Origin of the sequence: Pseudoalteromonas sp. MB47 (assembly GCF_011319765.1) — a bacterium.
In the GTDB taxonomy this organism is placed as follows: domain Bacteria; phylum Pseudomonadota; class Gammaproteobacteria; order Enterobacterales; family Alteromonadaceae; genus Pseudoalteromonas; species Pseudoalteromonas simplex.
On record NZ_VFBD01000009.1, the window covers coordinates 1 to 26,263 of the forward strand.

The following is a 26,263-nucleotide window of genomic DNA, read 5'->3' on the forward strand; positions in this document are numbered from 1 at the left end:
AGAACACTACCGCTCTCTATGACCCACGCCAAAATCGGTGGTTCGAATCCACTCGGTCGTACCAATTCTTAATGTTCCAAATTTATAACATCTGTAGCTCAGTTGGTTAGAGCACTACCTCTCTCTATGACTCACGCCAAATTCGGTGGTTCGAATCCAGTCGGTCGTACCAAAACATTTAATCTACTTCAGAATTAAATGCCTGTACGACCGTAGCTCAGTAGGTTAGAGCACTAACACTCTCAATGACCCACGCCAAATTCGGTGGTTCGAATCCAGTCTGTCGTACCAATTCTTAATGTTCCAAATTTAAAATATGTAGCTCAGTTGGTTAGCGCACGACTGCTCCAATCGTTTGCTCTCAGTCTCATACCCTGAATTAACGTTATGAAACTGAGTAGGAGCAGTAAAAAATTTATTAATTAGCGAGTTTCAAACCAATAATGCCAAGGGCGATCAGTAGTAAGCTGGCTATTTTTAATAGACTCACGCCTTCAGCTAATAGTGTCATGCCTATTATTGCAGAGCCAATAACGCCGATACCAACCCAAACCGCATACGCCAAACTAAGTGGTAATGATTTGAGTGCCACACTTAAGCAATAAAAGCTGGCAGCCATGGTTAAGATTGTAAAGAATGAAATGAGGGGTTTTGTAAAACCGTCTGATTGTTTTAAGCCATAAGCCCAAGCGACTTCAAGTAAGCCAGCAGCAATAAGTAGGATCCAATTCATGGTCGACCTCTTTATGGGGTCGTCCCCGAATTTAATTTCAACTTTAAGGTCGTCCTCAAAGCGGTGTAGTACATCACCACACACGGCGCAATTTAGCACGCCCAAATTATCAAGGCAACTATAGCCACAAAAAAGCGAGCAATCTGCTCGCTTTTTTATACTTGGCTTTTATTCGTCGCCTATAAACTCACAGTTAGCGACCAATAATCAGTGCGCCACCTTGAGCTAATAAGTTTAAGGTTAACTTGCCACTGTTACTTACTGTGACTTGCTTAGTACCAGCGCTGCCATCTTTTTTATCAAACAACAGGGTGATTTTTTTACCAGCTAACATAGGTAAATCAATATCTACTGTTTTGGCTTTATTTTCACCATTCACGGCTGCTACCCACCATGTTTGTTGATGACGCCTTGCGATCGTTGCATCTTGACCCGGCTGACCTGCAATATAGCGTGTTTCATCCCATACCGTTGGCATCGCCTTTAAAGTATCAATAACAAATTGGGGTTGCTCTGCAAGGTTATTTGGCGTCAGGCCAAAATGTTGCACTGGTGATTGATAAAGCACACCTGTTGCCAGTTCAAATGCATCTGTGGTTTTACGAATAGTGCCGACGGTTTGATCTTGCGATAAACGTTTGTTTAAAAACACTGGGGCAAAATCCATAGCGCCAATAGCATTACGAGTGAATGGTAAAATAGTCGCGTTAAAGGCATGTAAATCTAACGAATTTTGATGAAAAACAAGGTTCTCCGATGCCAGTACCGCTTCAGAAGTGACGAAGTTAGGATACATTCTTTCCCAGCCACGCGGGATGGTGCTGCCATGAAAGGTGATCACTAAACCATGCTGATTTGCATCTGTAAGAATATCTTCATACAGTTTAATGGTTTCTTGTTTATCACCACCAAAAAAGTCTACTTTCAGCCCTTTTACACCAATGCTTTGCAGCCACGCCATTTCATTTCGACGTGCAGGTGCACTGTTCATTCTATTTTGTGGGGTCTGTGGTGCATCATTCCACCAGCCATTTGAGTTGTACCACAAAATAACATCAACGCCCTTTCCATTGGCGTACTTAACCAATTCAGCCATTCTCTCGCGGCCAATGTTTTTATCCCACCAATTGTCGATTAATACATATTCAAAATTTAATGATGCAGCTAAGTCAATAAATTTGATTTGGTCATCGTAGTTGATACTTGGGTCTTGCCAAACAATCCAGCTCCATGTTGATCGACCCATTTTATAATTTTGACTTGCTTGATAAAGTGGTTTAACCAAATCAAATGCCACGGTTGATTCAACAATTGGTTTTAAACTTGTTCCTAACGTGATGGTACGCCAAGGTGTGGTTGCTGGCATTGCCATAGCGGCATAAGTTGCACCAATGCCATTGTTTTCACCGGCCTGAGGAAATGAAATACGATATACACCGTCTTTCGTGCCTTCGCTTAATTTTGAGCCAACATAATGGCTATCAACACCGGTTTCTGAAATTAAAAGCCAACCTTTATCGCTATTTTTAAATAATGCAGGAAATGTATAGCCCACGCCATTCGCTGACGGTGTTCCAAGGGCTTCGTTAAAGGTGTAAGGCTCTTCGTAACTTGGTTTTGTTTGCATCCAGCCCGTTTCAGGTAAGGCTTGTGGACTTATAAATGTGGTTGCATTATCTGGTAGGTTAAAAGCACTGTATTCAGCTAACACCTTGATACGGGAATCTGTTTCAGCTCCCGATATCTGATAACGAAATGCAACATCGCTATCAGACACATTAAACTCGACGCCAAGCATTCTGCCGTCTTGGTTTTCAAATTGCGCTTTGAGTGTATTCGCTGTGTAATTTACGTCACTTACCTTCGCATTATGCAGTTTATAGCTTTCATTGACTGAAGCAGTTGTATGGCTTTTATATTTGAGGCTTTGTGAAAAATCACCTAGGTTGGTATTTAAACCAAGCTTTGATTGCTGCAAAAAAACCTGCTTGCCATAATTTACGCTATAAACAAGCTGGTTTTGTTGTTTTTCGAGTTTTACAGTTATTTGTCCATCAGGGCTTGTAACGCTAAGCGGTAATTGTGCGTGAGCAAGCATAGAGCTTGTGAGAAGTGATATATAGAGACTTAGTTTTATCATTGTTGTTATCCTTAAGCTGTAAAAGCATTAGGTGATATCATAATACAAATGTAAACTTTTTGTCACTCAAGTCTACAACTATAAGCTGTGATCGAAAAATGTACTCCATCCGTTAGATATTGTTACAGTTCCTAGGTTGTATATTTACGACAAAAGGCTAAGCTTTAGATAAATAACAAAAACTTAAACAATTTATGAAACTATTAACAGTGCTCTTTTTATTCGCTTCATATCAAGCCCTTGCGGGTCTAACACCTGTTAGTTTTGAAAAAAATGGTGAAATCGTCACTGAAGAAGCGGTGCGTTTCAACGGCGGATACGGTTATAACCTAAGTGCCAAACATGTTTTAAAGCTCGTCACTTTAGATTGGCCTCCTTATATTGACGAAAACTTGTGTAACAAGGGCTGGCTCTATCAATTTACTGTCAGCTCACTTCTTGAAAAAGGTTATGGCATACACATTGGTTTCTACCCATGGGCGCGTGCCGTTAGAGAAGCTGAATTAGGGCGCGCTGATATTCTTTTTCCTGAGTACTTCATTGAAGATGATGTTGTATCAGATAATTTTCTTAGTAAAACTCGCAACAATTTACTTGCTTTAAGTCATGAAATACCTGGTGGAGATCTATCATTCGTGGCGTTAAAAGGAAATCAAATCCCTTTCAATGGTGATTTAAAATCAGTTGAGAATTTACCTATTGGTGTAGTCCGCTCTTATAAAAACACAAAAAAACTCGATGCTATGATTGATAATAAAGAAATCGATACAATCGTCGCAAATAATGAATACCAGTTAATCCATCTTCTACTAAGTAATCGAGTAAGTCTGATTGTGGCGGACCTTGAAGTTCTTAAAGCCAGTGTTTATAAGTCTGAATTATCAATTAGCGGCAAACGACAAATTTTAGAATCACTGGTCGCGCTAGAACCAAAGCTTGAATACAAACCGCTTTATTATTCTATTAGTAAATCAACGCCGCACTGGCAAAAAGTTTTACAAGATTTAAATGATGAAATTGAACTGATGCAACAAAGCGGCAAGTTTGATGAATATATTGAAAGAATGAAACAACAGTGCTACGGATCAGACAAAGCGGCGTAACCGCCGCTTTATTTTGATTATATCAGTACGCGATTGAGTACTACTCGGGCACTCTAACCCAGCCTTCCATCAACACACGCGCACTTCGGCTCATACTTGCTTTAGTGACTTGCCAATTGCCATCAACAAGTGTTGCAGCAGCGCCGACTTTTAAAGTGCCAGAAGGATGACCAAAGTTTACCTCTTGTCGCTCACCACCGCCTGCAGCAAGATTTACTAAAGTTCCAGGTATGGCAGCTGCAGTACCTATTGCTACCGCAGCCGTGCCCATCATAGCATGGTGCAATTTACCCATCGACATAGCACGTACCACTAAATCAATATCTGTATCACTGACAACTTTACCGCTTGATGCGTGATACGTTTTAGCAGGTGCTACCCAAGCTACTTTTGGCGTATGTTGGCGTGCCTTTGCTTCATCAATATGAGAAATTAGCCCCATTTTCAACGCCCCGTAGGCTCGAATTGTTTCTAATTTTTCAAGTGCCGATGCATCACCGTTAATGGCTTCTTGCAGCTCTGTGCCATCATAGCCAACTTCACTGGCGTTAATGAAAACTGTAGGAATACCCGCATTGATCATCGTTGCAGACAACATACCAATACCCGGCACTTCTAGCTCATCGACTAAGTTACCTGTTGGGAATAAGGCCCCTTCGCCATCTGCAGGGTCCATAAATTCAAGTTTTACTTCAGCGGCTGGAAAGGTCACGCCATCAAGCTCAAAATCACCGGTTTCTTGCACTTCGCCGTTAGTAATTGGCACATGTACTATAATGGTTTTACTAATATTGACTTGCCAAACTTTAACTTCGACAACGCCGTTGTCTGGAATTTTGCTGGCATCAACAAGGCCGTTCGACACAGCAAAGGCTCCGACTGCAGAAGTTAAATTTCCGCAGTTACCACTCCAATCAACAAACGCTTTATCGATAGCTACTTGACCAAATAGATAATCAACATCGTGATCAGGTTTCGCGCTTTTTGATAATATTACCGTCTTACTGGTACTTGAGGTTGCACCGCCCATACCATCAGTTTGTTTTTGGTAAGGATCGGGGCTACCAATCACACGTAACAACAGGTTATCGCGCGCCTCACCTGCCACTTGGGCAGGCTCAGGTAAGTCAGTTAAGTTAAAGAAAACCCCTTTACTGGTGCCGCCACGCATATAGGTCGCTGGCACCTTAATTTGTGGTTTAAACGCCATCGCTTAGTGCTCCTCAGATTCTAAAAAATCTTGCGCGAAACGTTGCAGTACACCACCCGCTGAATAAATTGACACTTCTTCAGCGGTATCTAAACGACACGTCATTGGTACTTCAACGGTTTCACCATTGGCACGAGTAATTACTAATGTCAGTGTTGCGCCTGGTGTTGGCTCACCTTTGACACTAAAACTCTCACTACCATCAATACCTAGCGTAGTTCGTGTCGTGCCTGCTTTAAACTCAAGCGGTAATACGCCCATACCAATTAAGTTAGTGCGGTGAATACGCTCAAAGCCTTCTGCTGCAATCACTTGAACACCAGCTAGGCGAACACCTTTTGCAGCCCAGTCACGTGACGAACCTTGACCATAATCGGCACCAGCTACAATGATAAGCGGTTGTTTGCGCTGCATGTAGGTTTCGATAGCTTCCCACATACGCGTCACTTTGCCTTCTGGTTCAATGCGAGCATATGAACCTTGCTTCACTTCACCATTTTCTTTAACCATTTCATTCAATAACTTAGGGTTAGCGAATGTAGCACGCTGTGCTGTTAAATGGTCACCTCGGTGAGTAGCATAGGAGTTAAAATCTTCTTCTGGGAGACCCATTTTAGCCAGGTATTCACCAGCAGCACTTGACGCTAAAATCGCATTCGAAGGTGATAAGTGATCAGTAGTGATGTTGTCGCCCAACACAGCTAATGCACGCATATCACTAAGAGAGCGTTCACCCGCTAATGCGCCTTCCCAATAAGGAGGACGACGAATATAGGTACTTTGTGGACGCCATTGGTAAAGTGGATCGTTGTCTTCACCGTAATCTACACTTAAGTCAAACATTGGCTCGTAAACCTTTTTAAATTGTTCAGGTTTAACACTTTGTTTGATCACTGCATCAATTTCTTCATCTGTTGGCCATAAATCCATAAGGCGAATTTCGTTACCTTGTTGATCATGCCCTAATACATCTTTTTCGATATCAAAACGAATAGTACCGGCGATAGCATAAGCAACAACCAGCGGCGGTGAAGCTAAGAATGCTTGTTTAGCATAAGGATGAATACGACCATCGAAGTTACGGTTACCCGAAAGTACAGCGGTTGCGTATAAGTCGCGGTCAATCACTTCTTGCTGAATTTTTGGTTCAAGCGCACCACTCATGCCGTTACAGGTTGTACATGCAAAGGCAACGATACCAAAACCTAGTTGTTCAAGCTCAGGTAATAAATTGGCTTCTTCTAAGTAAGACTTAACCGCTTTAGAACCCGGTGCCAGTGATGTTTTAACCCATGGCTTACGAGTTAACCCTTTAGCGTTAGCATTACGCGCAAGTAAACCTGCGGCAATAACATTGCGTGGATTACTAGTATTCGTACAACTTGTGATTGCAGCAATGATACAGGCACCATCTGGCATTAAGCCTTCTTCATTCTCTAAGGCGCCAGTGATACCCGCTTTATCAAGTTCGCTTGTTGCAACACGGCGATGTGGATTTGAAGGGCCCGCAATATTGCGACCAACTGATGATAGATCAAAGGTTAACACACGCTCATATTCTGCCGTTTTAAGGCTATCACTCCAAAGGCCAGTTTCTTTCGCGTAAGTTTCGACGAGTTTAACTTGCTCTTCTTCACGGCCTGTTAAACGTAGATAATCAAGCGTGTTGTCATCAATGTAAAACATCGCAGCTGTTGCGCCAAACTCTGGCGTCATATTAGAAATAGTTGCTCTATCGCCTAAGGTAAGTGCATCGGCACCTTCGCCATAAAACTCAAGGTAGGTCGATACAACTCTTTCATTACGTAAAAATTCGGTGATCGCTAATACGATATCGGTTGCAGTAATACCCGGTTGTGGCTTGCCTTTGAGCTCAACACCCACAATATCAGGTAAACGCATGTAAGATGCACGGCCAAGCATCACGCTTTCAGCTTCAAGACCACCTACACCGACTGCAATAACACCTAATGCATCGACCATAGGTGTGTGGCTATCTGTACCAACTAATGTATCTGGGAATGCCACGCCGTCACGTTTTTGGATCACAGGTGACATTTTTTCTAAATTGATTTGATGCATAATGCCGTTACCCGGCGGGATCACATCAATATTTTTAAATGCTGTTTTCGTCCAATTAATAAAGTGGAATCGGTCATCGTTACGACGGTCTTCAATAGCACGATTTTTTTCAAATGCGTCAGGTTCAAAACCTGCGTGTTCAACCGCTAATGAATGGTCAACAATTAACTGTGTCGGTACCACAGGGTTTACTTTTGCAGGATCGCCGCCTTTTGCAGCTATGGCATCACGCAGGCCTGCTAAATCAACTAACGCTGTTTGACCTAAGATGTCGTGACACACAACGCGCGCAGGAAACCATGGAAAATCTAGATCACGCTTACGGTCAATCAATTGCGACAGTGCATCATTTAGCATTTCAGGTTCACAGCGACGAACTAAGTTTTCGGCAAGTACTCGCGATGTATAAGGAAGTGTGGCATAGCTGCCCGGTTTAATTGCATCAACAGCAGCACGCGTATCAAAGTAATCGACGCCGGTGCCTGCTAATGGTTTTCTAAAATTTGTATTCATGATGATTCTACTTGTACTTGGTGACGGTGAACAAAGGTGGGCTGATTGTTTTTGTATTTATTTCGCCCCTTCATAAAGGGGTAGCCAAGCCACCCCTATCACTGATTTAATTAACGATTAACGCTCAGAAATTGGCGTGTAGCTACGCGCTTCTGGGCCAGTATAATCGGCACTTGGGCGAATAATACGGTTATTAGCACGTTGCTCTTTCACGTGTGCTGTCCAACCTGTTACACGGCTCATCACGAAAATTGGCGTAAATAACTTAGTTGGGATACCCATGAAGTGATACGCAGATGCATGGAAGAAATCAGCATTACAGAATAATTTCTTTTCACGCCACATAACTTCTTCACATCGAACAGATACAGGATATAGAACATCGTCACCCACTTCTGCAGCCAGCTTTTCTGACCATTTTTTGATGATCACGTTACGTGGATCTGATTCACGGTAAATAGCGTGACCAAAGCCCATGATCTTGTCTTTACGCTCAAGCATGCCCATCAGCGCATCTTCAGCTTGGTCTGCACTTGTAAAGCCTTCAATCATATCCATAGCCGCTTCGTTCGCACCACCATGAAGTGGACCACGTAAGCTACCAATTGCACCCGTTACACAAGAGTGAATATCAGACAATGTTGATGCACACACACGCGCAGTGAATGTTGATGCATTAAACTCATGCTCCGCATAAAGAATTAAAGACACATTCATTACTTGCTCAAACAGTGCTGATGGTGCTTCGTCATGTAATAAACGTAAGAAGTGTGCACCTACCGAATCATCATCTGTTTCAGTTTCAATACGAACGCCGTCATGGCTAAAACGATACCAGTAACAAATAATGCTTGGGAATACAGCAACCATGCGGTCAATCGCATCATTCGCCTGTGAGAAGTCTTGCTCCATTTCTAGGTTACCTAGCATTGAACAACCCGTACGCATTACATCCATTGGATGCGCGTCTTTAGGAATGTTCTCAAGCACAGTTTTTAGTGCGTCAGGTAAACCACGAAGTGATTTTAGCTTTGCTTTATATTCAGTCAGCTCAGACTGTGTTGGTAATTCACCGCGCGACAGTAAAAAAGACACTTCTTCAAACTGCGCTTTATCTGCTAATTCACTAATATCATAACCACAATAAGTTAAACCTGAACCTGACTTACCTACTGTACACAGAGCTGTTTCACCTGCTACTTGACCACGTAAACCTGCGCCGCCTAATGCTTTATCTACCATGAGTGTTCTCCTTATATGTTGTCGTTATGATTTTTTAGCTGAGAAAAGGTTATCGAGTGTGTTTTCATATGAGTGATAATCTAAAAACTCATATAATTCCGCACGTGTTTGCATATTGTCTACTTGGCTTTGTTGCGAGCCTTCGCTAAGAATAGACGAATACACATTAAGTGCGGCTTTGTTCATCGCTCTAAATGCACTAAGTGGATAAAGTACAATTTCAACACCCACTTCACTTAATTGCTCAGTTGTATAAAGCGGTGTTTGACCAAATTCGGTGATGTTCGCAAGAATTGGCACATTTAACGCTTTAGCAAACGCTTGATAATCTGCTAAATCATGTACCGCTTCTGCAAAGATAGCGTCTGCACCAGCTTCAACACACGCTGCGGCGCGGTCAATCGCGGCATTTAAGCCTTCTTTTTGGAATGCATCAGTACGCGCCATAATATAAAAATCACTGTCTGTTTTGGCATCAACCGCCGCTTTAATACGGTCAACCATTTCATCTTTAGACACGATCTCTTTATTAGGACGGTGACCACAACGTTTTTGTGCTACTTGGTCTTCAATATGGAAGCCCGCTGCGCCTGCTTTGGTCATTTCTTTAACGGTACGAGCAATATTAAAAGCACCGCCCCAACCTGTGTCAGCATCAACAAGAAGCGGTAAGTCGGTAGCGCTGGTGATTCGACGAATATCTTCAAGTACGTTATCAAGGCTAGTCATACCTAAATCTGGCATGCCGTATGATGCGTTAGCAACACCCGCACCTGAGAGGTAAAGTGCTTGGTGGCCTGTTTTCTCTGCCATCATTGCGCAGTACGCGTTGACGGTGCCAACCACTTGCAATGGCTTGTTGTTGGCGATTGCCTGTTTGAATTTTAATCCTGCTGACATTGGATAACTCCTATCTTTGAACGGTTTCAGCTCTTTGGCTAACTCTATTTTTTAAATCTAAATTGTGACTGTTTAACTACGGCGCTACTGATTTTTTGCTGCGAGTAAGTCAAACTTCGTCTGAATATTTGCCTGAGACGCACTAATATGGCGTTTCATAAGCATTTCGGCTAATTCACCGTCATGGTTTTCAATGGCATTAATAATAGCCAAGTGTTCATCAAACGCTTTTGATACACGTGGCCCAACCATCCCCATTTGTACACGGTACATACGAATTAACTGGTACAACTCATTACATAACAGATGAATTAAGTGTGCGTTTTTCGACCCTTTAATAATGCGATAATGAAAATCAAGGTCGCCCGCTTCTTGGTAGTATGATTCACCTTCTTTTACACGCTGTGTTTGTAAGTGCTGATTCAATAACTGTTTTAAACCCTGTACTTCTTCAGGTTCCATGTTGTCGGCAGCTAACCGACAAGCTAGCCCTTCTAAGGCACTACGAACCTGATAGACTTCGATTAAACGCTCGGCGGTTAGCGCAACAACACGACAACCGACATTCGCTTTACGCTCTACCAAATAACAGCTCTCTAAACGATTTAGTGCCTCACGTAAGGTGGCACGGCTTACACCATAGCGTTTAGCAAGTTCTGGCTCAGAAATTTTACTACCCTGCTCGATGGTGCCTTGGACAATTTCACGACGCATGTCGACAAACACTTGGTCTGATGCTGTTGTTATCGTGATATCGTTGTAGTTATCGTTGGCTTTTTGCTCTGTCATAATAGGTCTATCAAAGTACTAAATTAAGATTGTCGACAATTTGTGCGTTCACTATGCGCCCTATCATTGAAACTGTCAACCTTGAGATCGGAAAAACAGACTAAAAAACCAACAAAATGTCGACATAAATTGATATTTATCAAAAATAATGGCTATAAAGAACATTTATATTAGCAATGTGTCGACACTTCAATCTCACTGTTAAAAAGCTAAAAATATCCCCTGATAGCGCTATAAATGGTATGATCCAGCTATTATTACGTGATGTGAGAGCCATTTAGTGGACGCTAATACATATATTCCTGACTCATTTATTGATGATGTAAAAAGCTACCTTCCTGAACATTTATCATTAGACGACTTTATTGCAGCCTGTCGCCGCCCACTAAGACGATCTGTTCGCGTAAATACATTAAAAATGTCAGTCGCAGAATTTCAGCGTCAATGCGCTAACAAAGGATGGGAGTTAACAGCAATTCCATGGTGCGAAGAAGGATTCTGGCTAACACGACCAAGCGACGAAGAAGCCGCCCTTGCAATCGGTAATACCGATTTACACTTAAGTGGTGCTATGTATGTGCAAGAAGCCAGCTCAATGTTACCGCCGGTAGCACTGAGAGCCGAAGTTAAGCAAAGCGACGCGGTACTTGATATGGCATCGGCACCAGGTTCAAAAACATCACAAATCGCCGCCATGATGGATAATAGTGGCGTGTTAGTGGCCAATGAATTGTCATCGTCACGCTTAAAAGTATTAGCAGCAACCCTTAAACGTATGGGCGTAGGTAATTGTGCATTATCACATTTTGACGGTGTGATCTTTGGGGATTACATGTATGAGTGCTTCGACAGTATTTTGCTAGATGCCCCGTGTTCAGGTGAAGGCACGGTTCGTAAAGATGCAGACGCCCTAAAGAATTGGTCAATCGAATCTAATATTGATATTGCTGCTGTGCAAAAAGCCCTTATAAAAAGTGCCTTTTATGCCTTAAAGCCTGGCGGCACATTAGTTTATTCGACCTGTACTTTAACACCGCTTGAGAACCAACAAGTGTGTGAGTATCTATTAGCAGAGTTTCCTGATTGCATCGAGGTACAATCGCTCGACAGCCTGTTTGATGGCGCAGACAAAGCGACAACCAGCGAAGGTTATTTGCATGTTTGGCCGCAAACTTACGACAGTGAAGGTTTCTTCATCGCTAAATTTAAGAAAATAGCATCAAGCGATAACCCAAATCAAAAAGTTAAAAAAGGCGCATTTCCGTTTGCCGAATTTGATAAAAAGCAAAGCCAGGCGTTTATGCAAACAATTAAAAAACAGTTCGGTCTAAAATCACTTCAAGGCACCTTAATGCAACGTGATAAAGAGCTTTGGTTGTTTCCAGATGGCTTTGATGAACTGCAAGATAAAATTAAATACTCACGTTTAGGTATTCAACTTGGTGTGATCCACAAAGGCGGTGTTCGCTTAACTCACGAGTTTGCCACTGTCTTTGGCCAAGATTGCGATAAAAATACCTTTGAGATGTCTGCTTGCCAAGCAAACGATTACTTTAACGGTAAAGATATTCGGCTCGAAAAACCAACGCAAGATAATGGTGAAGTAGTTTTAATGTTATGTGGTTGTCCGGTAGGCCTAGGTAAGTGGCAAAAGAATAAAATTAAGAACTCTTTACCTCGCGATTTAGTCCAAAATACCCAGTTGATAACTTGGGTATAAGTTGCGTATAAAGACTGTATAAATAAGGCACTAATTTAGGTAAAAAGCTGTAACAGACTGATTTTAAACCAGTATAAAATTTGTACATTTACCGTGCAATTTCCTGCTGATTAACTACACTTAAAAGTACTTTCTACTTCTCCCTACTGAATTTAGAAGGTGTTTTTTTATAGTTAGCGCAGGCTCACACGAGCCACCCCCTAAGCCCAGAACAATGCGGATTCGTTCTGGGCGTTTTTTTATTCTAATGTATTCGATTAATTATCGTTTAAATCGAATTCAGTTATTTGGTTATCAGCGTGAATAAGTTCATATTTAGCAAGTAAACCGTCATTGAGCTCAATTAAGCTGATAGCCGCATTACTGACCAAATACTTTTGTCCTTCGCCTTTGGTTTGATGTTTATCAACTTCCATTTGCCAACGTTTAGTGAAAAAGTTAAGTGGGCTTTTCGGGGCATATAAAATTGAGTCGAGTTTATCGAGTACATTAATAAGTTTGCGTGGGAACTCATTTTTAATACCACTGGCAGTCAACTGCCAAATTCGGTTTTTATGTTTACCAAAGCGCTTTTGCACTGAAAAACAAAATGAATAATGGACATCACCAGAGAGGATCAAGGTTTCTTTTGGTGTATCTTCACGGCGAAAAGTATCTAACAACTTTTTAGCAGAACCTTCATGGGCCATCCAGTTTTCAACATCAACCAACAATGGCTGCCCGCAAAAATTAAAAATCGCTTGAATTGCTTCAATCGATTTAACACCAAACACCGGTGCTGGAGATACAATAATCACTTTATCGTGAGACAATAAGCTTTCTTCTAATTCAGTGAGCCTTTCCCAATCAAGTAAGCCTGATGGCTCATTGAAATTTTGCTCATTACGCCAGCGATGGGTTCGGGTATCGAGAACCACAACTTTGGGGATGGTATTAAGCTCGTAATGCCAATGGTTAAAATTGAGTATTAGCTTATCAAAATCTTTAAAATGCCAGCTCTGTTGTTGCAGGCTTTGTTTAAAACTGGGTAATAAAGACAAAGAGTTATCACCTGCATCATTACCAATTCCTTGCATTAACCAATAACTAATCAGGCCATTATTTACAATACGACGGCTAGCTGGGTGCTGATAAATAGCCTGCTCCCACCCTGCTGTTAAGTTCCAATCATCGGTGACATCATGATCATCAAACATCATTAATGTCGACACATTGGCGAATAACCTTTCAACACTCTGAAGGCCATTTGCAAAGCCAACCAGTGCGTCCTTTTCAAGTTTAAATAGGTTAGCGTATTTAGGGGCTAATGCTGGGGATTCAATTGATTCAAACTCAATTAGCTGCCAAGTAACCGCGCTGAAGTTTAATAAATAAAGCGCTAGAAATTCTTGAAAATGGATTAAGTGGTTTTCAGCTTTTAAGCTTGAGAAGTGTGGCTCATCTTTTTTAAGCCAATAACCAACACCAAATTTGCTCCGTTTCTGCCAAGGTACTTTGGGTAAGTGTAAATGGCGCTGATAAAGTTGCTGCTCGAACCCTGCTGGTAAATCTAAATCAAGCGCTGGCTCTTGAAATACACCAAATAGGCTAATCACTTTTTCAATCGCGAGCAGCATAGGCCCTGCGACATCATCTGCATATATTTGATCGCCAGATAACAATAATAGATCAGCACCTGCATTAAGTGACTGGCGCTGATCATTTTGCCAATTATCTGCAGCTACAAGGCTATCTTTTGCAGGGTGATGAGGGTTACGACACGAACCATGCAGAATTCTATCGAGTCGATTTGGGATCACAAATGCAGGAGATTCTGCACGTTCATAGCAATAAGACGATAAATCAAGGCTTTTTTCTTCATCATGTAACGAATAATAGATCAGTGAATCAACTGCAAACTGGCCACTGACAGGCATGACATTGATGAAATTTAAGTAAAGGTGTTGCCCTAATTGGATTGATTCTAAGCTAGAGAATATTTCAACACCGCTAAACTCAATTCGGTAGTGGCAAGGCCTAGTTGTAACAAATTGAAAGCACACTCGCTCTGAATCTGCTCGGCGTACCATTGGCCCCATTACTAACTGAGGTAAGTTCGATACGCCGTGCACTATTACGCCCTTTTAGCCTGATTGAACAACGAATAAAAGTTGTTAGTTGTTGCTTCAGCTAATTCGTTAAAAGTAAGTCCTTTTAACTCAGCGATGTAATAAGCGACATCTTCAACATAGGCTGGTTGATTTGTTTTACCACGATATGGAACAGGCGCTAAATACGGTGAATCTGTTTCGATTAGTAAGCGATCTAGCGGAATTTGCTTTACAACGTCTTTTAACTCTACGGCATTTTTAAACGTAACAATGCCCGAAATCGAAATATAAAAGCCCATATCAATGGCTTTTTTGGCCATTTCCCAGTTTTCTGTAAAGCAATGCAATACACCACCACACTTCTCGGCATTGTGAGCGCGCATTAAGTTGATGGTGTCTTCTCTGGCATCTCGTGTATGAATAATAAGCGGCTTATTTAGCTCATTGGCAACGTCGATATGACCGACGAAACTCTCTTGCTGAACAATATGAGTGTCTTTTGAGTAATAGTAATCAAGACCCGTTTCGCCAATTGCCACCACTTTGTCGTGGCTTGCAAGTGAAATTAGCTTTTGCTTATCGAGTGCGTCTTTTTGATCGAGTGGATGCACACCACATGATGCAGAAACATCTGGATAGTTCTTAATTTTATCCAGCATACTTGGGAATTGATCTAAAGTTACGCTTACACATAAAAAGTGTTCTACTTTCTTTGCACGAGCATTATCGAGTACTTGGTCTAAGTCTAAGTCGAGTTTATCAAAATCTAAACGATCTAAATGACAATGAGAATCTACAATCATGGTACTACTTTTATTACATGGTATAGGTCGGATTGCCTGAGTTTAACATAGTACCGAGTAGTTTTTCGATTTTCGCATTTAAATTGGTTTTATCATCGATAAAATTAACACCGATACCTGGTGGGTTTGAGCTTTGTGCACCTTGTGGTGTGATCCAAGCAACTTTACCCGTTACTACATCATCTTCGAGTGCATCTGGTAATGTGACTTTTAAAGCCAATGAATGACCCATTTCAAAGCGCATATTAGTGCGAACAAACAAACCACCATTTTTTAGATAAGGCATGTAACAGCGGTATAATTCTTCTAAGTCTTCGATATCTACTAATAATTCTTGCACGATATATCCTAATTTTGACTTTCACGTAAAGTAAACGCTAATTGTGAAATGGCTAGATCCATATTTAAGCCAAGCACATGCGAGCTGTTATAAAGAAACTCTGAAATAGCAGATTGTGCTTTTTGATAATTGAAAAAGTCCATTCCTAATACTAATTGCGTTTTAAGATGCTCTGTTAAAAACAAGGCAAATACATTAACCAAGCTATGATCTTTATTAAGGATGTCGACTAACGCACTGAAATTATGGCTGTCTTTTAGCTTAGTTGCAAATTTAAAGAGTGAATCAATAGCTTCAAGTTGGTTATCATTTTGCCACTGCTGAACAAGCAGTGGCTGTCTAGCGAACAACTCTAACCATGAATAATTAGCAATGTTCAGTGATGCTAACCATTGTGTTGTATATTCTGGGTTAACCTTTATTTCGTGTACCGCACAGCGACTTAAAATTGTTGCAGGTAATAATGCTGTTTGTTCGCACGTTAACAATAAATAACGGCGCAAACTTGGCTCTTCAAGGGTTTTTAATAAAGCATTAGCCGCTGCAGTGGTCATTTTGTGACACTGTTCAAGCACCACTACTTTGTTACCATTTTGCGCTGCTGAATGGTTGATAAAATCACTGATCTCCCGAATTTCATCAACGCCTATTGTTTGGCCTTCTACTTTTACAACGCGTTTATCAGGATGAGTACCCGCTTGATTTAGTTGGCAGCTTTTACAATTGCCACAGACTTTTAAGTTTACAGGTGACGCACAAAGTAACCCATCAGCGAGCGAATCGACTAAACGTTGCTTGCCAACTCCTTTATCACCATTAAATAGCTGTGCATGATGAAAGCGTTGCTGTGCAAAACTTTGCGCAAGTTGCTGATAAAGCCCTTCAAGCCACGGCAAAGGCATATTAATTTAAACCTGCAAAAAAGTTATCAAGCACAGTTGTGATTGCCGCATGTACTTCTGGCATTGTTTGGTTTGCATCCACAATTTTGATACTGCTATCAGTTTTAGCTATTTCAAGGTAGCGTGCGCGAGTGCGCTCAAAAAAGTCTAATGCTTCTTGTTCGATACGATCAAGTTCACCACGTCCTTTAGCGCGAGCAAGACCCACAGCTGGGTCAATGTCTAAATAAATGGTTAAATCAGGTTTTAAACCATTTAGCACCATATCAGCTAAAAAAGAGAGTTTAATCTGTTCAATACCACGACCACCACCTTGATATGCTTGTGATGAAAGATCATGGCGATCACCTAAAACCCAAGTGCCCTTTTCAAGTGCCGGATTAATAACATTAGCAACCAATTGCGAACGTGCTGCATACATGATTAACAGCTCTGTTTCACTCGTCACTGTTTCTTGGTGAGCCTGTTTGACGATATTACGCAGCTCTTCAGCCATAGCTGTACCGCCAGGCTCACGTACATTAATAAAATCGACTTGCTTGTTTTCTAAATAAGCTTGGCATACGGCAATAGCCGTTGATTTTCCGGCCCCTTCTAGGCCTTCTATCACTATAAATTTCGCTGTCATATGACTCAATTCTGGTTGTTAGTTTAATTGGTACTGCTTTACCGCTCGATTATGTTCTTGCAATGTTTTCGAAAATTGATGGCTGCCATCCCCTTTCGCAACAAAATACACATATTCTGACTCAGGTGGATTAACCGCGGCCAAAATCGCTGCTTTCGAAGGCATGGCTATGGGTGTTGGCGGCAAGCCTTTTATCTTATACGTGTTATACGGTGTATAGGTTGTTAAATCTTTTCGTTTTATATCGCCATCAAAATCAGCACCAATACCATAAATAACCGTTGGATCGGTTTGTAAGCGCATATTGGTTTTTAAACGATTGGTAAATACCGCAGAAATTAATGGTCGCTCAGAAGCAAGACCCGTTTCTTTTTCGATGATAGAAGCCAGTATTAACGCTTCATACGGTGAACTTAATACTAAATCTGGCGCTCTAGTTTGCCATGCGGTGTCTAATTCCTGCTGCATTTTGTTGTATGCGCGTTTTAATAAGCCGCTGGCACTATCTTCGCTGTGGTAGTGATAGGTATCAGGGAACAACCAGCCTTCTAAATTCTCTTGCGTGTTACTTATCTGCGTCGCTAAATTTTCTGTATCTAAGTCTTGGCTTAAATGCGCTTGTTTTTGAATATTAGCAACAACGTCACGAAGTGGCTGACCTTCAATAATTGTGAAGCTAAAGCTCGCTTGTGCACCTTGATTGATACGACGAATATTATCAATAACGGCGCTGGTATCCAGCTCATAAAGACCCGCTTTTAAATCAGTAAGCGTAGGATCTAATTTAGCGAGTACCTGAAATTTAAAACAACTATCAACCCACTGCTTTGTTTGCCATGCTTGGCAAAGTTGATTAAAGCCGGTGCCACGCTCCACTTTAAATAAAGTACTATTTTCAACTTTTAACGGCATTTTTAATGCTGATTGAAGTTGTTGATAGCCAATACCACAACATAGCAATGCTAATAACAGCACGCTAACAATGACTTTTATCACACACTCTCCTTGGCAAACTGCGCCGTTAATAGCGCTTTACTGCATTCAATATCAAACTGTGTATCAGCAATTCGTGCAACGGGAACCACGCCCATTAAACTGTTACACATAAATACGGCATCCATAGCTAAAAGCTCATCTAGTTGGATTGCTTTAAATTCAATGGCTAACTTATCACATAAAGCGCTGAGATAAACCCCAGTGATGCCGCAGCGGTCTAACTTAGGTGATATAACTTGACCGTCTTTAATAGCAAAAATATTTGCAGCAGAGCACTCAATCACATTGTTATCATAGTCAAGTACAACAACGTCATCACATTCAAGGCTGCTCATTTGCTTTTTGATAAGCACTTGCTCTAAACGGTTCAATGTTTTTAAGCCTGCAAGTAAAGGTTGATGTGCAAGTTTCACGTCACTGATTTCAAGGTTTGCCCCCTGCTGCTGCCAACTTTTATAGTGTGAAACTGCAGGCATGGTACTGATCAGCACTTGGATACTTGGTGTGTCTGGTAAGCCATAACCACGCCCACCTGCACCACGGGTGACAACTATTTTTAAAATACCGGTTTGTGTATCACTGATTGCGTGGTTAACTTCACGCTCAATTGCAGATAAATCTAATTCGGGGAAAAATAGTCTTTGCGCGCATTCATCTAAACGCGCTTTGTGTAAATCCCAGTGCTCAACGACAGAATTCATCACAGAGGCTGTGGTAAAAAAGCCATCACCATAATTTAAGCCACGATCTTGCGTGCTTATTGTGGTGTCTGGTGTGACTATTTTTATTGTTTGTTTTAATTTATTCATACAAAAAAGCCCAGTTAAACAACTGGGCTCTTCTTTTTAGTCCGTTGTTAAAAAGAATTATACCTTTTTAAACAGCAACGAGCCATTAGTACCACCAAAACCAAATGAATTACATAGTGCGTAATCCAATTTAGCGTCACGTGCAGTGTGCGGTACGTAGTCTAAATCACAGCCTTCATCTGGGTTATCAAGGTTGATTGTAGGGCTTACTTTCTGGTCAACAAGTGACAAGATAGTAATAATTGACTCTACCGAGCCTGCTGCACCTAACAAGTGACCCATCATTGATTTAGATGAACTTACCATCACATCTTTCGCTGCATCGCCAAAAATAGTTTTAACAGCGGATGTTTCGGCTTTATCGCCTGCATTCGTCGATGTACCGTGAGCATTAATGTAACCAACTTGGTCTGCATTAACTAGTGCATCGTTTAGGGCATTTTCCATCGCTAGAGCTGCGCCTGCACCGTCTTCAGGTGGAGATGTCATGTGATAGGCATCACCACTCATACCAAAACCAACAAGTTCAGCGTAGATTTTCGCGCCACGTGCTTTAGCATGCTCATATTCTTCAAGTACGATAACACCTGCACCATCAGCAAGAACAAAACCGTCACGGTCTTTATCCCAAGGACGAGATGCTGCTTGAGGATCGTCGTTACGAGTTGATAATGCACGTGCTGCATTAAAGCCACCCATACCAATTGGTGTCGATGCTTTTTCAGCACCACCGGCTACCATTGCATCTGCATCGCCGTATGCAATCATACGTGCAGCGTGACCAATGTTATGCAGACCTGTAGTACAGGCTGTAACGATTGAAATATTAGGGCCACGTAAACCGTGCATAATCGATAAATGACCAGAGATCATATTGATAATGGTCGAAGGCACGTAAAACGGAGAAAGCTTACGCGGGCCGCTATTTAATAGTTTAATGTGGTTTTCTTCAATTAAAGTTAAACCACCGATGCCAGAACCCACTGCTACACCAACACGAGTGGCGTTTTCTTCAGTGATCTCTAGACCAGAATCTTGTAGTGCTTGTACACCCGCTGCAATGCCATATTGGATAAACAAATCCATTTTCTTTGCATCTTTCGGTGACATGTAAGCTGATGCATCAAAGTCATTCAGCAAACCTGCGAATTTGGTGCCGAAACTTGAGGTATCGAAATGCGTGATAGTTTGAATACCACTTTTACCGTTTAACAAACCTTGCCAAGTAGATTCAACATCATTACCTAGCGGTGTCAACATTCCTAAGCCAGTTACGACGACTCGACGTTTAGCCACGGGTTGCCTCCAATAAGGAAATTATTTTAGGTGGGGTGTATACCAAATTTATTAGTATCATTCTATAGATAGACTAAGGGCAGCTTAATGCTGCCCTTAAAATCAAAATGCGTAAAATTACTCAGCGTGAGCTGTAACGTAATCGATTGCAGCTTGAACTGTAGTGATCTTTTCAGCTTCTTCGTCTGGGATCTCAGTGTCGAACTCTTCTTCAAGAGCCATTACTAGTTCTACAGTGTCAAGTGAATCAGCACCTAAGTCGTCAACGAAAGAAGCTTCATGTTTTACTTCTTCTTCTTTAACACCTAGTTGCTCAATGATAATTTTCTTTACGCGTTCTTGGATGTCGCTCATTCTTCTTTCCTTTATTAAAAACGCCAATGCGTTATTTTCAGATTGCGGCGTAGTTTACGCCGCATAATTCTGTGATTCAAGGATTTGCTGATAATTACTTATCTGGTCAAACCTCTCGAATAGTATTTGTTCATTTATCGCTTATTTTCATAGCGAATTCAAGTATGTTTAAAGCAAGATCACAAAAATTTCAACAATTTTCGATAATCTTTCGCTAGCAAATTTTTGCTAACTTTCATTAAACCATGTACATCGCGCCATTTACGTGCAATGTTTCGCCTGATACATACGCAGCAGCGTCAGATGCTAAATAGCATACCGCAGCAGCGATTTCTTCAGGTTGACCTAAACGCCCTGCAGGTACATTTGCAAGCGTAGCTGCTTTTTGGTCTTCAGTCAGCTCGTCTGTCATATCTGTTTGGATAAAACCCGGTGCAACAACGTTCACTGTGATGCCACGTGATGCCACTTCGCGTGCTAATGACTTAGTAAAACCAATTACACCCGCTTTCGCTGCAGCATAGTTAGCTTGACCCGCATTACCCATAGTGCCCACTACAGAACCGATATTAATGATACGACCATTTTTCTTTTTCATCATAGGGCGTAAAACAGCCTTTGATAAACGGAAAATTGAGCTTAGGTTCGTGTCGATGATGTCATCCCACTCACCGTCTTTCATACGCATTAATAAGTTATCGCGAGTAATACCTGCATTGTTAACTAATACGTCGATATCGCCTAAATCAGCCTTGATCGCAGCAAGTGTCGCCTCAATCGATTCAGGATCAGTTACGTTAAGGGCATAACCTTTACCGTTGTCACCTAGATATTCACTGATTTTAGCAGCACCTGATTCGCTTGTTGCAGTACCCGCTACTTTTGCACCTTGTGCAACTAGCGTATTTGCAATCGCTTTACCAATACCACGGCTTGCACCAGTGATTAGGACAACCTTGCCCTCAAGAGAAAATAAATTTGTCATTCTATTCCTACTTATTTCGCTTCATCAATAGCAGCTTGCGTATTAACCGCACCACATACCATTGCTTTATCAATTCGTTTAGCAAGGCCCGTTAATACTTTACCTGGGCCAAACTCATAGCTTTGTGTGATACCTTGCGCAACTAATGCTTGTACAGTTTCAGTCCAGCGAACTGGGCTGTAAAGTTGACGTACTAATGCATCTTTAATTGCTTCACTTGATTGCTCAGCTTTTACATCAACGTTGTTGATTACATCACACTTAGGTGTATTAAATGTTAAAGTGGCTAAATCAGCAGCTAATTTCTCAGCAGCTGGTTTCATTAGTTCGCAGTGAGAAGGTACGCTTACTGCAAGTGGTAAAGCACGTTTAGCACCTGCTTCTTTACATGCTTCTGATGCACGCTCAACTGCCGCTTTGTGGCCAGCGATAACAACCTGACCTGGTGAGTTGTAGTTTACTGGTGAAACAACTTCACCATTTGCTGATGCTTCACACGCTGCTTTGATTTCGTCGTCACCTAAGCCGATGATTGCAGCCATAGAACCAACACCCGCAGGTACTGCTTCTTGCATATATAAACCACGATTTTCTACTAGTTTAACTGCTTCGCTTAAGCTTACAACGCCAGCACAAACTAATGCTGAATACTCGCCTAAACTGTGACCAGCCATAACAACATCGGCATCAGGGTTTGCGTCTAACCATTGACGGTAAATAGCAACACTAGCTGTAAGAAGTGCTGGTTGTGTACGATGGGTTTGATTTAATTCTTCTTCTGGACCATTTAGTACAAGTGCAGCTAGATCATAGCCAAGAGCTTCAGATGCTTCAGCGAATGTTGCTTTAGCAATTTGTGAATCAGCTAATAGTTCAGATAACATGCCCACAGTTTGTGAGCCTTGACCTGGAAATACGAGTGCAATTTTATGTGCCATACTTTGCTCTTATAATTAAACAAAAAAATATTCTGTAGCAGGCAGCATAACAAGTTTTAGATATGCTGCACTACTTTGTTGTTGGATGTGTTTGCTCAAAAATCGCAGCGATTTTTTCAGGGAGTTGGCGTTCGACTTCCCGCGCGGCTTCATCAATAGCAGCATGAAACGCCTTTGGTGAGGCATTGCCATGGCTTTTAACAACAATACCGCGCAATCCTACCAGACTTGCGCCGTTATACTGGTCGGGGTTCACCCGCTTGTAGAGTTTTTTTATCACTGGACGCAATAAAAACGCTAAACTTTTGTATAAGAAATGTTTGTGTAAGGCTTTGGTGAGTTTATGCATGATCAGTTTGGCAATACCTTCACATGTTTTTAATGCCACATTACCAACAAATCCTTCGCACACAATAACATCGGCTTTTCCGCTGAAAATATCACTACCTTCACTGTAACCTGTGTAGTTGAGATATTCACACTGCTGCATTAACTGTGCAGCTTGTTTTATTCCTTCATGCCCTTTGATGTCTTCAGAGCCAATATTCAATAAACTAACTCTTGGGTTATCACACCCAAGTGCCTGCCCTGCTACCACAGAACCCATAATGCCAAATTGATAAAGGGTTTGTGCATCACAATGCACATTAGCGCCTAAATCAAGTAAATAAACAGGATTTTTACGTTCGGTTGGAACAGCAGAGATTAATGCAGGACGTTTTACGCCTGGAAGCATCTTTAATACATAATGCGCCATAAAAAATAACGCGCCTGTATTACCAGAGCTTACACACGCTTGCGCTTCACCCGATTTAACTAAATCGAGGGCAACTCGCATTGATGAATCTTTTTTAGAACGAACCGCTGAAGCAGGTTCACACGCATTTGTGACGACTTCGCTACAATGGCGAATAATTAAACGAGGGTGTGAAACAGAATCGAGTGCTTCGAGTTCTTTTAGAATAACTTGCTGATTACCACATAAGATGAGTCTTAAGTTGGTATTAGCATTTACCGCTTGCACGGCAGCGGGGATAGATGAACGGGGGCCGTAATCGCCCCCCATCATATCTAACGCTATGGTTAGATTGGTCAGCATATAGCAATCTCTTAGTTAGAAATTACTTTAACGCCTTTGTAGTAACCGTCAGCAGTTACGTGGTGACGACGGTGAGTCTCACCAGAAACTTGATCTACAGTTAAAGTTGGACCACTGATCGCATCGTGTGAACGGCGCATGCCGCGTCTTGCACGAGACTTTTTGCTTTTTTGTACAGCCATTAGTCTTCTCCTAAGAATCTTTCTTAAGTTGTTTCAAAATATCAAATGGATTTGGTTTGTCATCTTTTGCTGCTAATTTACCAAAGCTAGTAGGCTCTGATGAATAACTGCATGAAGCTTCGTTGTGTGTAGGCACTATTGGAATAGCTAAAATCAGTTCGTCTTCGATTAACTCAAATACGTTGATTTCACCGTTTTCGTCAAGCTCTACTTCATCGTAACCTTCAGGTAGATGATCTGACTCTGCATCCAAACCAATTGGCGAATACACAAAGTCTTGTTCCAAATCCAACCCTAATTCTCCATTACAGCGTTGGCAAGTTACAGTTACATGTGTTGATAAGTTACCACTTATTACCACTAAACCTTGCTCGTCAATTTTGCAATGAATCTTTACCGCTATTTCACCTGCTTCCTCCTGCACAACTTGCTCTAAACGAGAAAGTTTTTCAAGCGGGACAATACCGTCATACGTTAAACGATGTTGAGCTGCTTTGCTGGGATGAAGAGTGATGGGAATTTTCACCTTTTGCATAGGGGCTGCATCATATAGATAGTTAGTAAGTTAGTCAAAGTAAAAAACCAATTTTGGTAGGTTTTTAACGATCTTCTGCTTTGTTTTCGGATTCATTGTGGCTTATCCTTGGCAAAATACAATTTTCATCCAGAATTTATTATGAAACCAACACTTATATTAGCGTCAAGCTCACCATTTAGACAGCAATTATTAACTAAGTTTAACTTACCTTTTCAAAGTTTTTCTCCAGATATTGATGAGTCCCCTATCGCAGCTGAAACGCCAGAGCAATTAGTTGCTCGTTTAAGCGAACAAAAAGCCCGAGTTGCCAAACAACATTATAGTGAAGGTTTGGTAATTGGCTCTGATCAAGTTGCGGTATTCAACGATACAATTTTAGGTAAACCTCATACTAAAGAGAATGCCATTAAGCAGCTATCATCGTTTAGTGGCCATACAGTGACCTTTTTAACGGGTTTAAGTGTTTTTGATATACAAAGCGATAAAGCAATTACCACAGTAGTGCCATTTGATGTGACATTTAAAACACTCACACATGAGCAGATCAATGCTTATTGCGATGCAGAGCAGCCATACAACTGTGCAGGTAGCTTTAAAAGTGAAGGATTAGGCATCTGTTTATTTGAAAAGCTCAGTGGCGATGACCCTAATACATTGATAGGCCTGCCACTGATCACACTAACTAAAGTGCTGGCTGAGTTTGGTGTTGACGTATTGACATGTCACAAAGCATAGTAAATTCTATTAAATAGTGTAGATTAAAATTCAAGCTAAAAAGGAAAGGATTTATGACTCGACAAGGATTGTTAATAACCTTTTTTCTATCAGGGTTAAGTTTGTTTACCGGCAAAATACATGCCTCACAAGAATTAATAGAAGTCTACTCATGCAACACGTGTAATTATGAAAAAGCCAAAACAATTGCTAAAGAACACCACGTCAAACCTGTTTGCCAATGGGAAACTTCATCTAATGAAAGGTTACACCTTGGTCAGCCTATTCTAAAATGCGATACTTCATCGAAAAACTTGATAATAGCAAATCCATTAGATAAAAGAGCTTTTAAATTTAATGTTAAGGCGACAAACAACTCATCAACTCCTCAAGAGAATGGGGTTATTTCAACAATCGAAATCTTGCCATTAAACACCTCAGAAAAAGATTTATTAAAAACTTTTTACGATATAGACCGAGATTTCAGAACCGCAGTATCGAAAACTTCTTACATAACATCATCTAAAATACAAGGCCCGCTTGAGCTTAAGTCAACGAGTTTAAATAACGAAGATAGTTGTGCCTCACACCCAGTTAGTTATTTTGGCAATCAACAATATCAAGTCAACCTCCATGAAACTTTAACACAACTCATAGAAAAAGAACTTTTTGATGCAAATTGGTTTGATAATTTTATAGTCTCTGATGTAACTCAAAGCGTGCTAAAACTAAGTAAAGGCGACCTAGGATTTCAAATAAGTCTTCAACACAATGAAATAGGTTCTTATATTAGTAAGGTTTATGGAGGTTCGGATAACCTTTTAAACTTTGAAGTGAAATATAATGGTGAATTTAATATTGGTGGTACTCGTAAATTAAACTTAACTTACAAGTTAAACCGTGGCGCATCAATTATAGATGGTATGGCAATGAACTTATTATTCAGTCCTGTGGTGGATTTAACTGATGTAGCTATTTCAAATTGTCTACTTAAGTTTATTGAGGAAAATAGTAAAGAAATTGAAACGATTGATAGCCACACACGTGGTAATGCGCATTTAGCTGGGAATTGTAGCCGAAAAATTAAAAAGGAATTGTGTTCTACTGAACGATATAGCCAAAAATGTACAAACTCGATTATTAGCTTACGTTGTTAG

Annotated in this window: 25 protein-coding genes; 4 read left to right on the forward strand and 21 right to left on the reverse strand. The window is 41.1% G+C overall.

Translation table 11 applies throughout. From position 1 onward, the window contains the following. Positions 1-418: 418 nt before the first annotated feature. On the reverse strand, positions 419-733 hold the full coding sequence (locus IMPJCBKJ_RS05780) for a multidrug efflux SMR transporter (RefSeq protein WP_054554730.1): 315 nt from the start codon (positions 731-733) through the stop codon (positions 419-421). Between the two features lie 193 nt (positions 734-926). Next, on the reverse strand, positions 927-2,873 hold the full coding sequence (locus tag IMPJCBKJ_RS05785) for a glycoside hydrolase family 97 protein (protein ID WP_166339254.1): 1,947 nt from the start codon (positions 2,871-2,873) through the stop codon (positions 927-929). 194 nt (positions 2,874-3,067) lie between these two features. Between IMPJCBKJ_RS05785 and IMPJCBKJ_RS05790 the strand changes: the two genes are divergently transcribed. Continuing rightward, entirely contained in the window at positions 3,068-3,976 is a 909-nt protein-coding gene (locus tag IMPJCBKJ_RS05790; RefSeq protein WP_166339256.1) for a transporter substrate-binding domain-containing protein, read from the forward strand. 40 nt (positions 3,977-4,016) lie between these two features. On the opposite strand, the gene prpF is transcribed toward IMPJCBKJ_RS05790, so the two are convergent. The 5 genes from prpF to IMPJCBKJ_RS05815 all read right to left on the reverse strand — a co-directional run bounded on the left by prpF (position 4,017) and on the right by IMPJCBKJ_RS05815 (position 10,712). Beyond that, complete coding sequence (gene prpF, locus IMPJCBKJ_RS05795; protein WP_166339258.1) at positions 4,017-5,186, reverse strand: 2-methylaconitate cis-trans isomerase PrpF; 1,170 nt, start codon at positions 5,184-5,186, stop codon at positions 4,017-4,019. A 3-nt stretch (positions 5,187-5,189) separates the two neighbouring features. Beyond that, positions 5,190-7,781, reverse strand: coding sequence for a Fe/S-dependent 2-methylisocitrate dehydratase AcnD (gene acnD / locus IMPJCBKJ_RS05800; protein ID WP_166339260.1), 2,592 nt, complete (start codon positions 7,779-7,781; stop codon positions 5,190-5,192). A gap of 117 nt (positions 7,782-7,898) precedes the next feature. Beyond that, positions 7,899-9,023, reverse strand: coding sequence for a 2-methylcitrate synthase (gene prpC / locus IMPJCBKJ_RS05805; protein WP_166339262.1), 1,125 nt, complete (start codon positions 9,021-9,023; stop codon positions 7,899-7,901). A gap of 24 nt (positions 9,024-9,047) precedes the next feature. Further along, positions 9,048-9,923, reverse strand: a complete 876-nt coding sequence (prpB, locus tag IMPJCBKJ_RS05810) for a methylisocitrate lyase (RefSeq protein WP_054554724.1) — start codon at positions 9,921-9,923, stop codon at positions 9,048-9,050. An 84-nt stretch (positions 9,924-10,007) separates the two neighbouring features. After that, the gene (locus tag IMPJCBKJ_RS05815; RefSeq protein WP_054554723.1) at positions 10,008-10,712 is read right to left on the reverse strand and encodes a GntR family transcriptional regulator; all 705 of its coding nucleotides are present in this window, start codon (positions 10,710-10,712) and stop codon (positions 10,008-10,010) included. 280 nt (positions 10,713-10,992) lie between these two features. On the opposite strand from IMPJCBKJ_RS05815, the gene rsmF reads away from it, so the two are divergent. Next, a complete protein-coding gene (gene rsmF / locus IMPJCBKJ_RS05820) occupies positions 10,993-12,432 on the forward strand; it encodes a 16S rRNA (cytosine(1407)-C(5))-methyltransferase RsmF (protein WP_166339264.1) in 1,440 nt (479 codons plus the stop codon). Between the two features lie 257 nt (positions 12,433-12,689). On the opposite strand, the gene IMPJCBKJ_RS05825 is transcribed toward rsmF, so the two are convergent. The 14 genes from IMPJCBKJ_RS05825 to yceD form a co-directional block, all read right to left on the reverse strand. After that, complete coding sequence (locus IMPJCBKJ_RS05825) at positions 12,690-14,510, reverse strand: alkaline phosphatase D family protein (RefSeq protein ID WP_166339401.1); 1,821 nt, start codon at positions 14,508-14,510, stop codon at positions 12,690-12,692. A 35-nt stretch (positions 14,511-14,545) separates the two neighbouring features. Beyond that, entirely contained in the window at positions 14,546-15,325 is a 780-nt protein-coding gene (locus IMPJCBKJ_RS05830; RefSeq protein ID WP_166339266.1) for a YchF/TatD family DNA exonuclease, read from the reverse strand. A gap of 13 nt (positions 15,326-15,338) precedes the next feature. Further along, on the reverse strand, positions 15,339-15,665 hold the full coding sequence (locus IMPJCBKJ_RS05835; protein WP_054554720.1) for a PilZ domain-containing protein: 327 nt from the start codon (positions 15,663-15,665) through the stop codon (positions 15,339-15,341). An 8-nt stretch (positions 15,666-15,673) separates the two neighbouring features. Further along, the gene (locus IMPJCBKJ_RS05840) at positions 15,674-16,567 is read right to left on the reverse strand and encodes a DNA polymerase III subunit (RefSeq protein ID WP_166339268.1); all 894 of its coding nucleotides are present in this window, start codon (positions 16,565-16,567) and stop codon (positions 15,674-15,676) included. Position 16,568: 1 nt separating this feature from the next. Further along, positions 16,569-17,195, reverse strand: a complete 627-nt coding sequence (tmk, locus tag IMPJCBKJ_RS05845) for a dTMP kinase (protein WP_166339270.1) — start codon at positions 17,193-17,195, stop codon at positions 16,569-16,571. A gap of 18 nt (positions 17,196-17,213) precedes the next feature. Continuing rightward, complete coding sequence (mltG, locus tag IMPJCBKJ_RS05850) at positions 17,214-18,191, reverse strand: endolytic transglycosylase MltG (protein ID WP_166339272.1); 978 nt, start codon at positions 18,189-18,191, stop codon at positions 17,214-17,216. Further along, positions 18,188-19,000 (reverse strand): aminodeoxychorismate lyase, encoded by an 813-nt coding sequence (gene pabC, locus IMPJCBKJ_RS05855; RefSeq protein ID WP_166339274.1) that lies wholly within the window; start codon positions 18,998-19,000, stop codon positions 18,188-18,190. The genes mltG and pabC overlap by 4 nt, the downstream gene beginning before the upstream one ends. Before the next feature lie 57 nt (positions 19,001-19,057). After that, complete coding sequence (gene fabF / locus IMPJCBKJ_RS05860) at positions 19,058-20,296, reverse strand: beta-ketoacyl-ACP synthase II (protein WP_166339276.1); 1,239 nt, start codon at positions 20,294-20,296, stop codon at positions 19,058-19,060. Positions 20,297-20,413: 117 nt separating this feature from the next. Next, positions 20,414-20,650: an acyl carrier protein gene (acpP, locus tag IMPJCBKJ_RS05865; RefSeq protein ID WP_016707440.1), complete on the reverse strand. Its 237-nt coding sequence runs from the start codon at positions 20,648-20,650 to the stop codon at positions 20,414-20,416. Between the two features lie 238 nt (positions 20,651-20,888). Continuing rightward, the gene (fabG, locus tag IMPJCBKJ_RS05870; RefSeq protein WP_054554714.1) at positions 20,889-21,635 is read right to left on the reverse strand and encodes a 3-oxoacyl-ACP reductase FabG; all 747 of its coding nucleotides are present in this window, start codon (positions 21,633-21,635) and stop codon (positions 20,889-20,891) included. Between the two features lie 11 nt (positions 21,636-21,646). Then, a complete protein-coding gene (gene fabD / locus IMPJCBKJ_RS05875; RefSeq protein ID WP_138600107.1) occupies positions 21,647-22,573 on the reverse strand; it encodes an ACP S-malonyltransferase in 927 nt (308 codons plus the stop codon). 70 nt (positions 22,574-22,643) lie between these two features. Next, positions 22,644-23,672 carry a phosphate acyltransferase PlsX gene (gene plsX / locus IMPJCBKJ_RS05880; protein WP_054554712.1) on the reverse strand — a complete coding sequence of 343 codons (1,029 nt, stop codon included), beginning with the start codon at positions 23,670-23,672 and terminating at the stop codon, positions 22,644-22,646. Between the two features lie 11 nt (positions 23,673-23,683). Further along, positions 23,684-23,854, reverse strand: a complete 171-nt coding sequence (gene rpmF / locus IMPJCBKJ_RS05885) for a 50S ribosomal protein L32 (protein ID WP_036967969.1) — start codon at positions 23,852-23,854, stop codon at positions 23,684-23,686. A gap of 10 nt (positions 23,855-23,864) precedes the next feature. Further along, entirely contained in the window at positions 23,865-24,389 is a 525-nt protein-coding gene (gene yceD / locus IMPJCBKJ_RS05890) for a 23S rRNA accumulation protein YceD (RefSeq protein WP_054554711.1), read from the reverse strand. A gap of 141 nt (positions 24,390-24,530) precedes the next feature. Between yceD and IMPJCBKJ_RS05895 the strand changes: the two genes are divergently transcribed. Further along, positions 24,531-25,127, forward strand: coding sequence for a nucleoside triphosphate pyrophosphatase (locus IMPJCBKJ_RS05895; RefSeq protein WP_166339278.1), 597 nt, complete (start codon positions 24,531-24,533; stop codon positions 25,125-25,127). Positions 25,128-25,180: 53 nt separating this feature from the next. Then, positions 25,181-26,263: a hypothetical protein gene (locus tag IMPJCBKJ_RS05900; protein WP_166339280.1), complete on the forward strand. Its 1,083-nt coding sequence runs from the start codon at positions 25,181-25,183 to the stop codon at positions 26,261-26,263.

Coding starts and splice junctions, on each gene's coding strand:
- rpmF (WP_036967969.1), bottom strand. CDS start 23,854: ATGGCTGTACAAAAAAGCAAAAAGTCTCGTGCAAGACGCGGCATGCGC.
- IMPJCBKJ_RS05840 (WP_166339268.1), bottom strand. CDS start 16,567: ATGCCTTTGCCGTGGCTTGAAGGGCTTTATCAGCAACTTGCGCAAAGT.
- IMPJCBKJ_RS05895 (WP_166339278.1), top strand. CDS start 24,531: ATGAAACCAACACTTATATTAGCGTCAAGCTCACCATTTAGACAGCAA.
- acpP (WP_016707440.1), bottom strand. CDS start 20,650: ATGAGCGACATCCAAGAACGCGTAAAGAAAATTATCATTGAGCAACTA.
- IMPJCBKJ_RS05790 (WP_166339256.1), top strand. CDS start 3,068: ATGAAACTATTAACAGTGCTCTTTTTATTCGCTTCATATCAAGCCCTT.
- plsX (WP_054554712.1), bottom strand. CDS start 23,672: ATGCTGACCAATCTAACCATAGCGTTAGATATGATGGGGGGCGATTAC.
- tmk (WP_166339270.1), bottom strand. CDS start 17,195: ATGACAGCGAAATTTATAGTGATAGAAGGCCTAGAAGGGGCCGGAAAA.
- fabD (WP_138600107.1), bottom strand. CDS start 22,573: ATGGCACATAAAATTGCACTCGTATTTCCAGGTCAAGGCTCACAAACT.
- prpF (WP_166339258.1), bottom strand. CDS start 5,186: ATGGCGTTTAAACCACAAATTAAGGTGCCAGCGACCTATATGCGTGGC.
- fabG (WP_054554714.1), bottom strand. CDS start 21,635: ATGACAAATTTATTTTCTCTTGAGGGCAAGGTTGTCCTAATCACTGGT.
- pabC (WP_166339274.1), bottom strand. CDS start 19,000: ATGAATAAATTAAAACAAACAATAAAAATAGTCACACCAGACACCACA.
- IMPJCBKJ_RS05780 (WP_054554730.1), bottom strand. CDS start 733: ATGAATTGGATCCTACTTATTGCTGCTGGCTTACTTGAAGTCGCTTGG.
- IMPJCBKJ_RS05900 (WP_166339280.1), top strand. CDS start 25,181: ATGACTCGACAAGGATTGTTAATAACCTTTTTTCTATCAGGGTTAAGT.
- IMPJCBKJ_RS05830 (WP_166339266.1), bottom strand. CDS start 15,325: ATGATTGTAGATTCTCATTGTCATTTAGATCGTTTAGATTTTGATAAA.
- IMPJCBKJ_RS05825 (WP_166339401.1), bottom strand. CDS start 14,510: ATGGGGCCAATGGTACGCCGAGCAGATTCAGAGCGAGTGTGCTTTCAA.
- prpB (WP_054554724.1), bottom strand. CDS start 9,923: ATGTCAGCAGGATTAAAATTCAAACAGGCAATCGCCAACAACAAGCCA.
- IMPJCBKJ_RS05785 (WP_166339254.1), bottom strand. CDS start 2,873: ATGATAAAACTAAGTCTCTATATATCACTTCTCACAAGCTCTATGCTT.
- prpC (WP_166339262.1), bottom strand. CDS start 9,023: ATGGTAGATAAAGCATTAGGCGGCGCAGGTTTACGTGGTCAAGTAGCA.
- yceD (WP_054554711.1), bottom strand. CDS start 24,389: ATGCAAAAGGTGAAAATTCCCATCACTCTTCATCCCAGCAAAGCAGCT.
- acnD (WP_166339260.1), bottom strand. CDS start 7,781: ATGAATACAAATTTTAGAAAACCATTAGCAGGCACCGGCGTCGATTAC.
- IMPJCBKJ_RS05815 (WP_054554723.1), bottom strand. CDS start 10,712: ATGACAGAGCAAAAAGCCAACGATAACTACAACGATATCACGATAACA.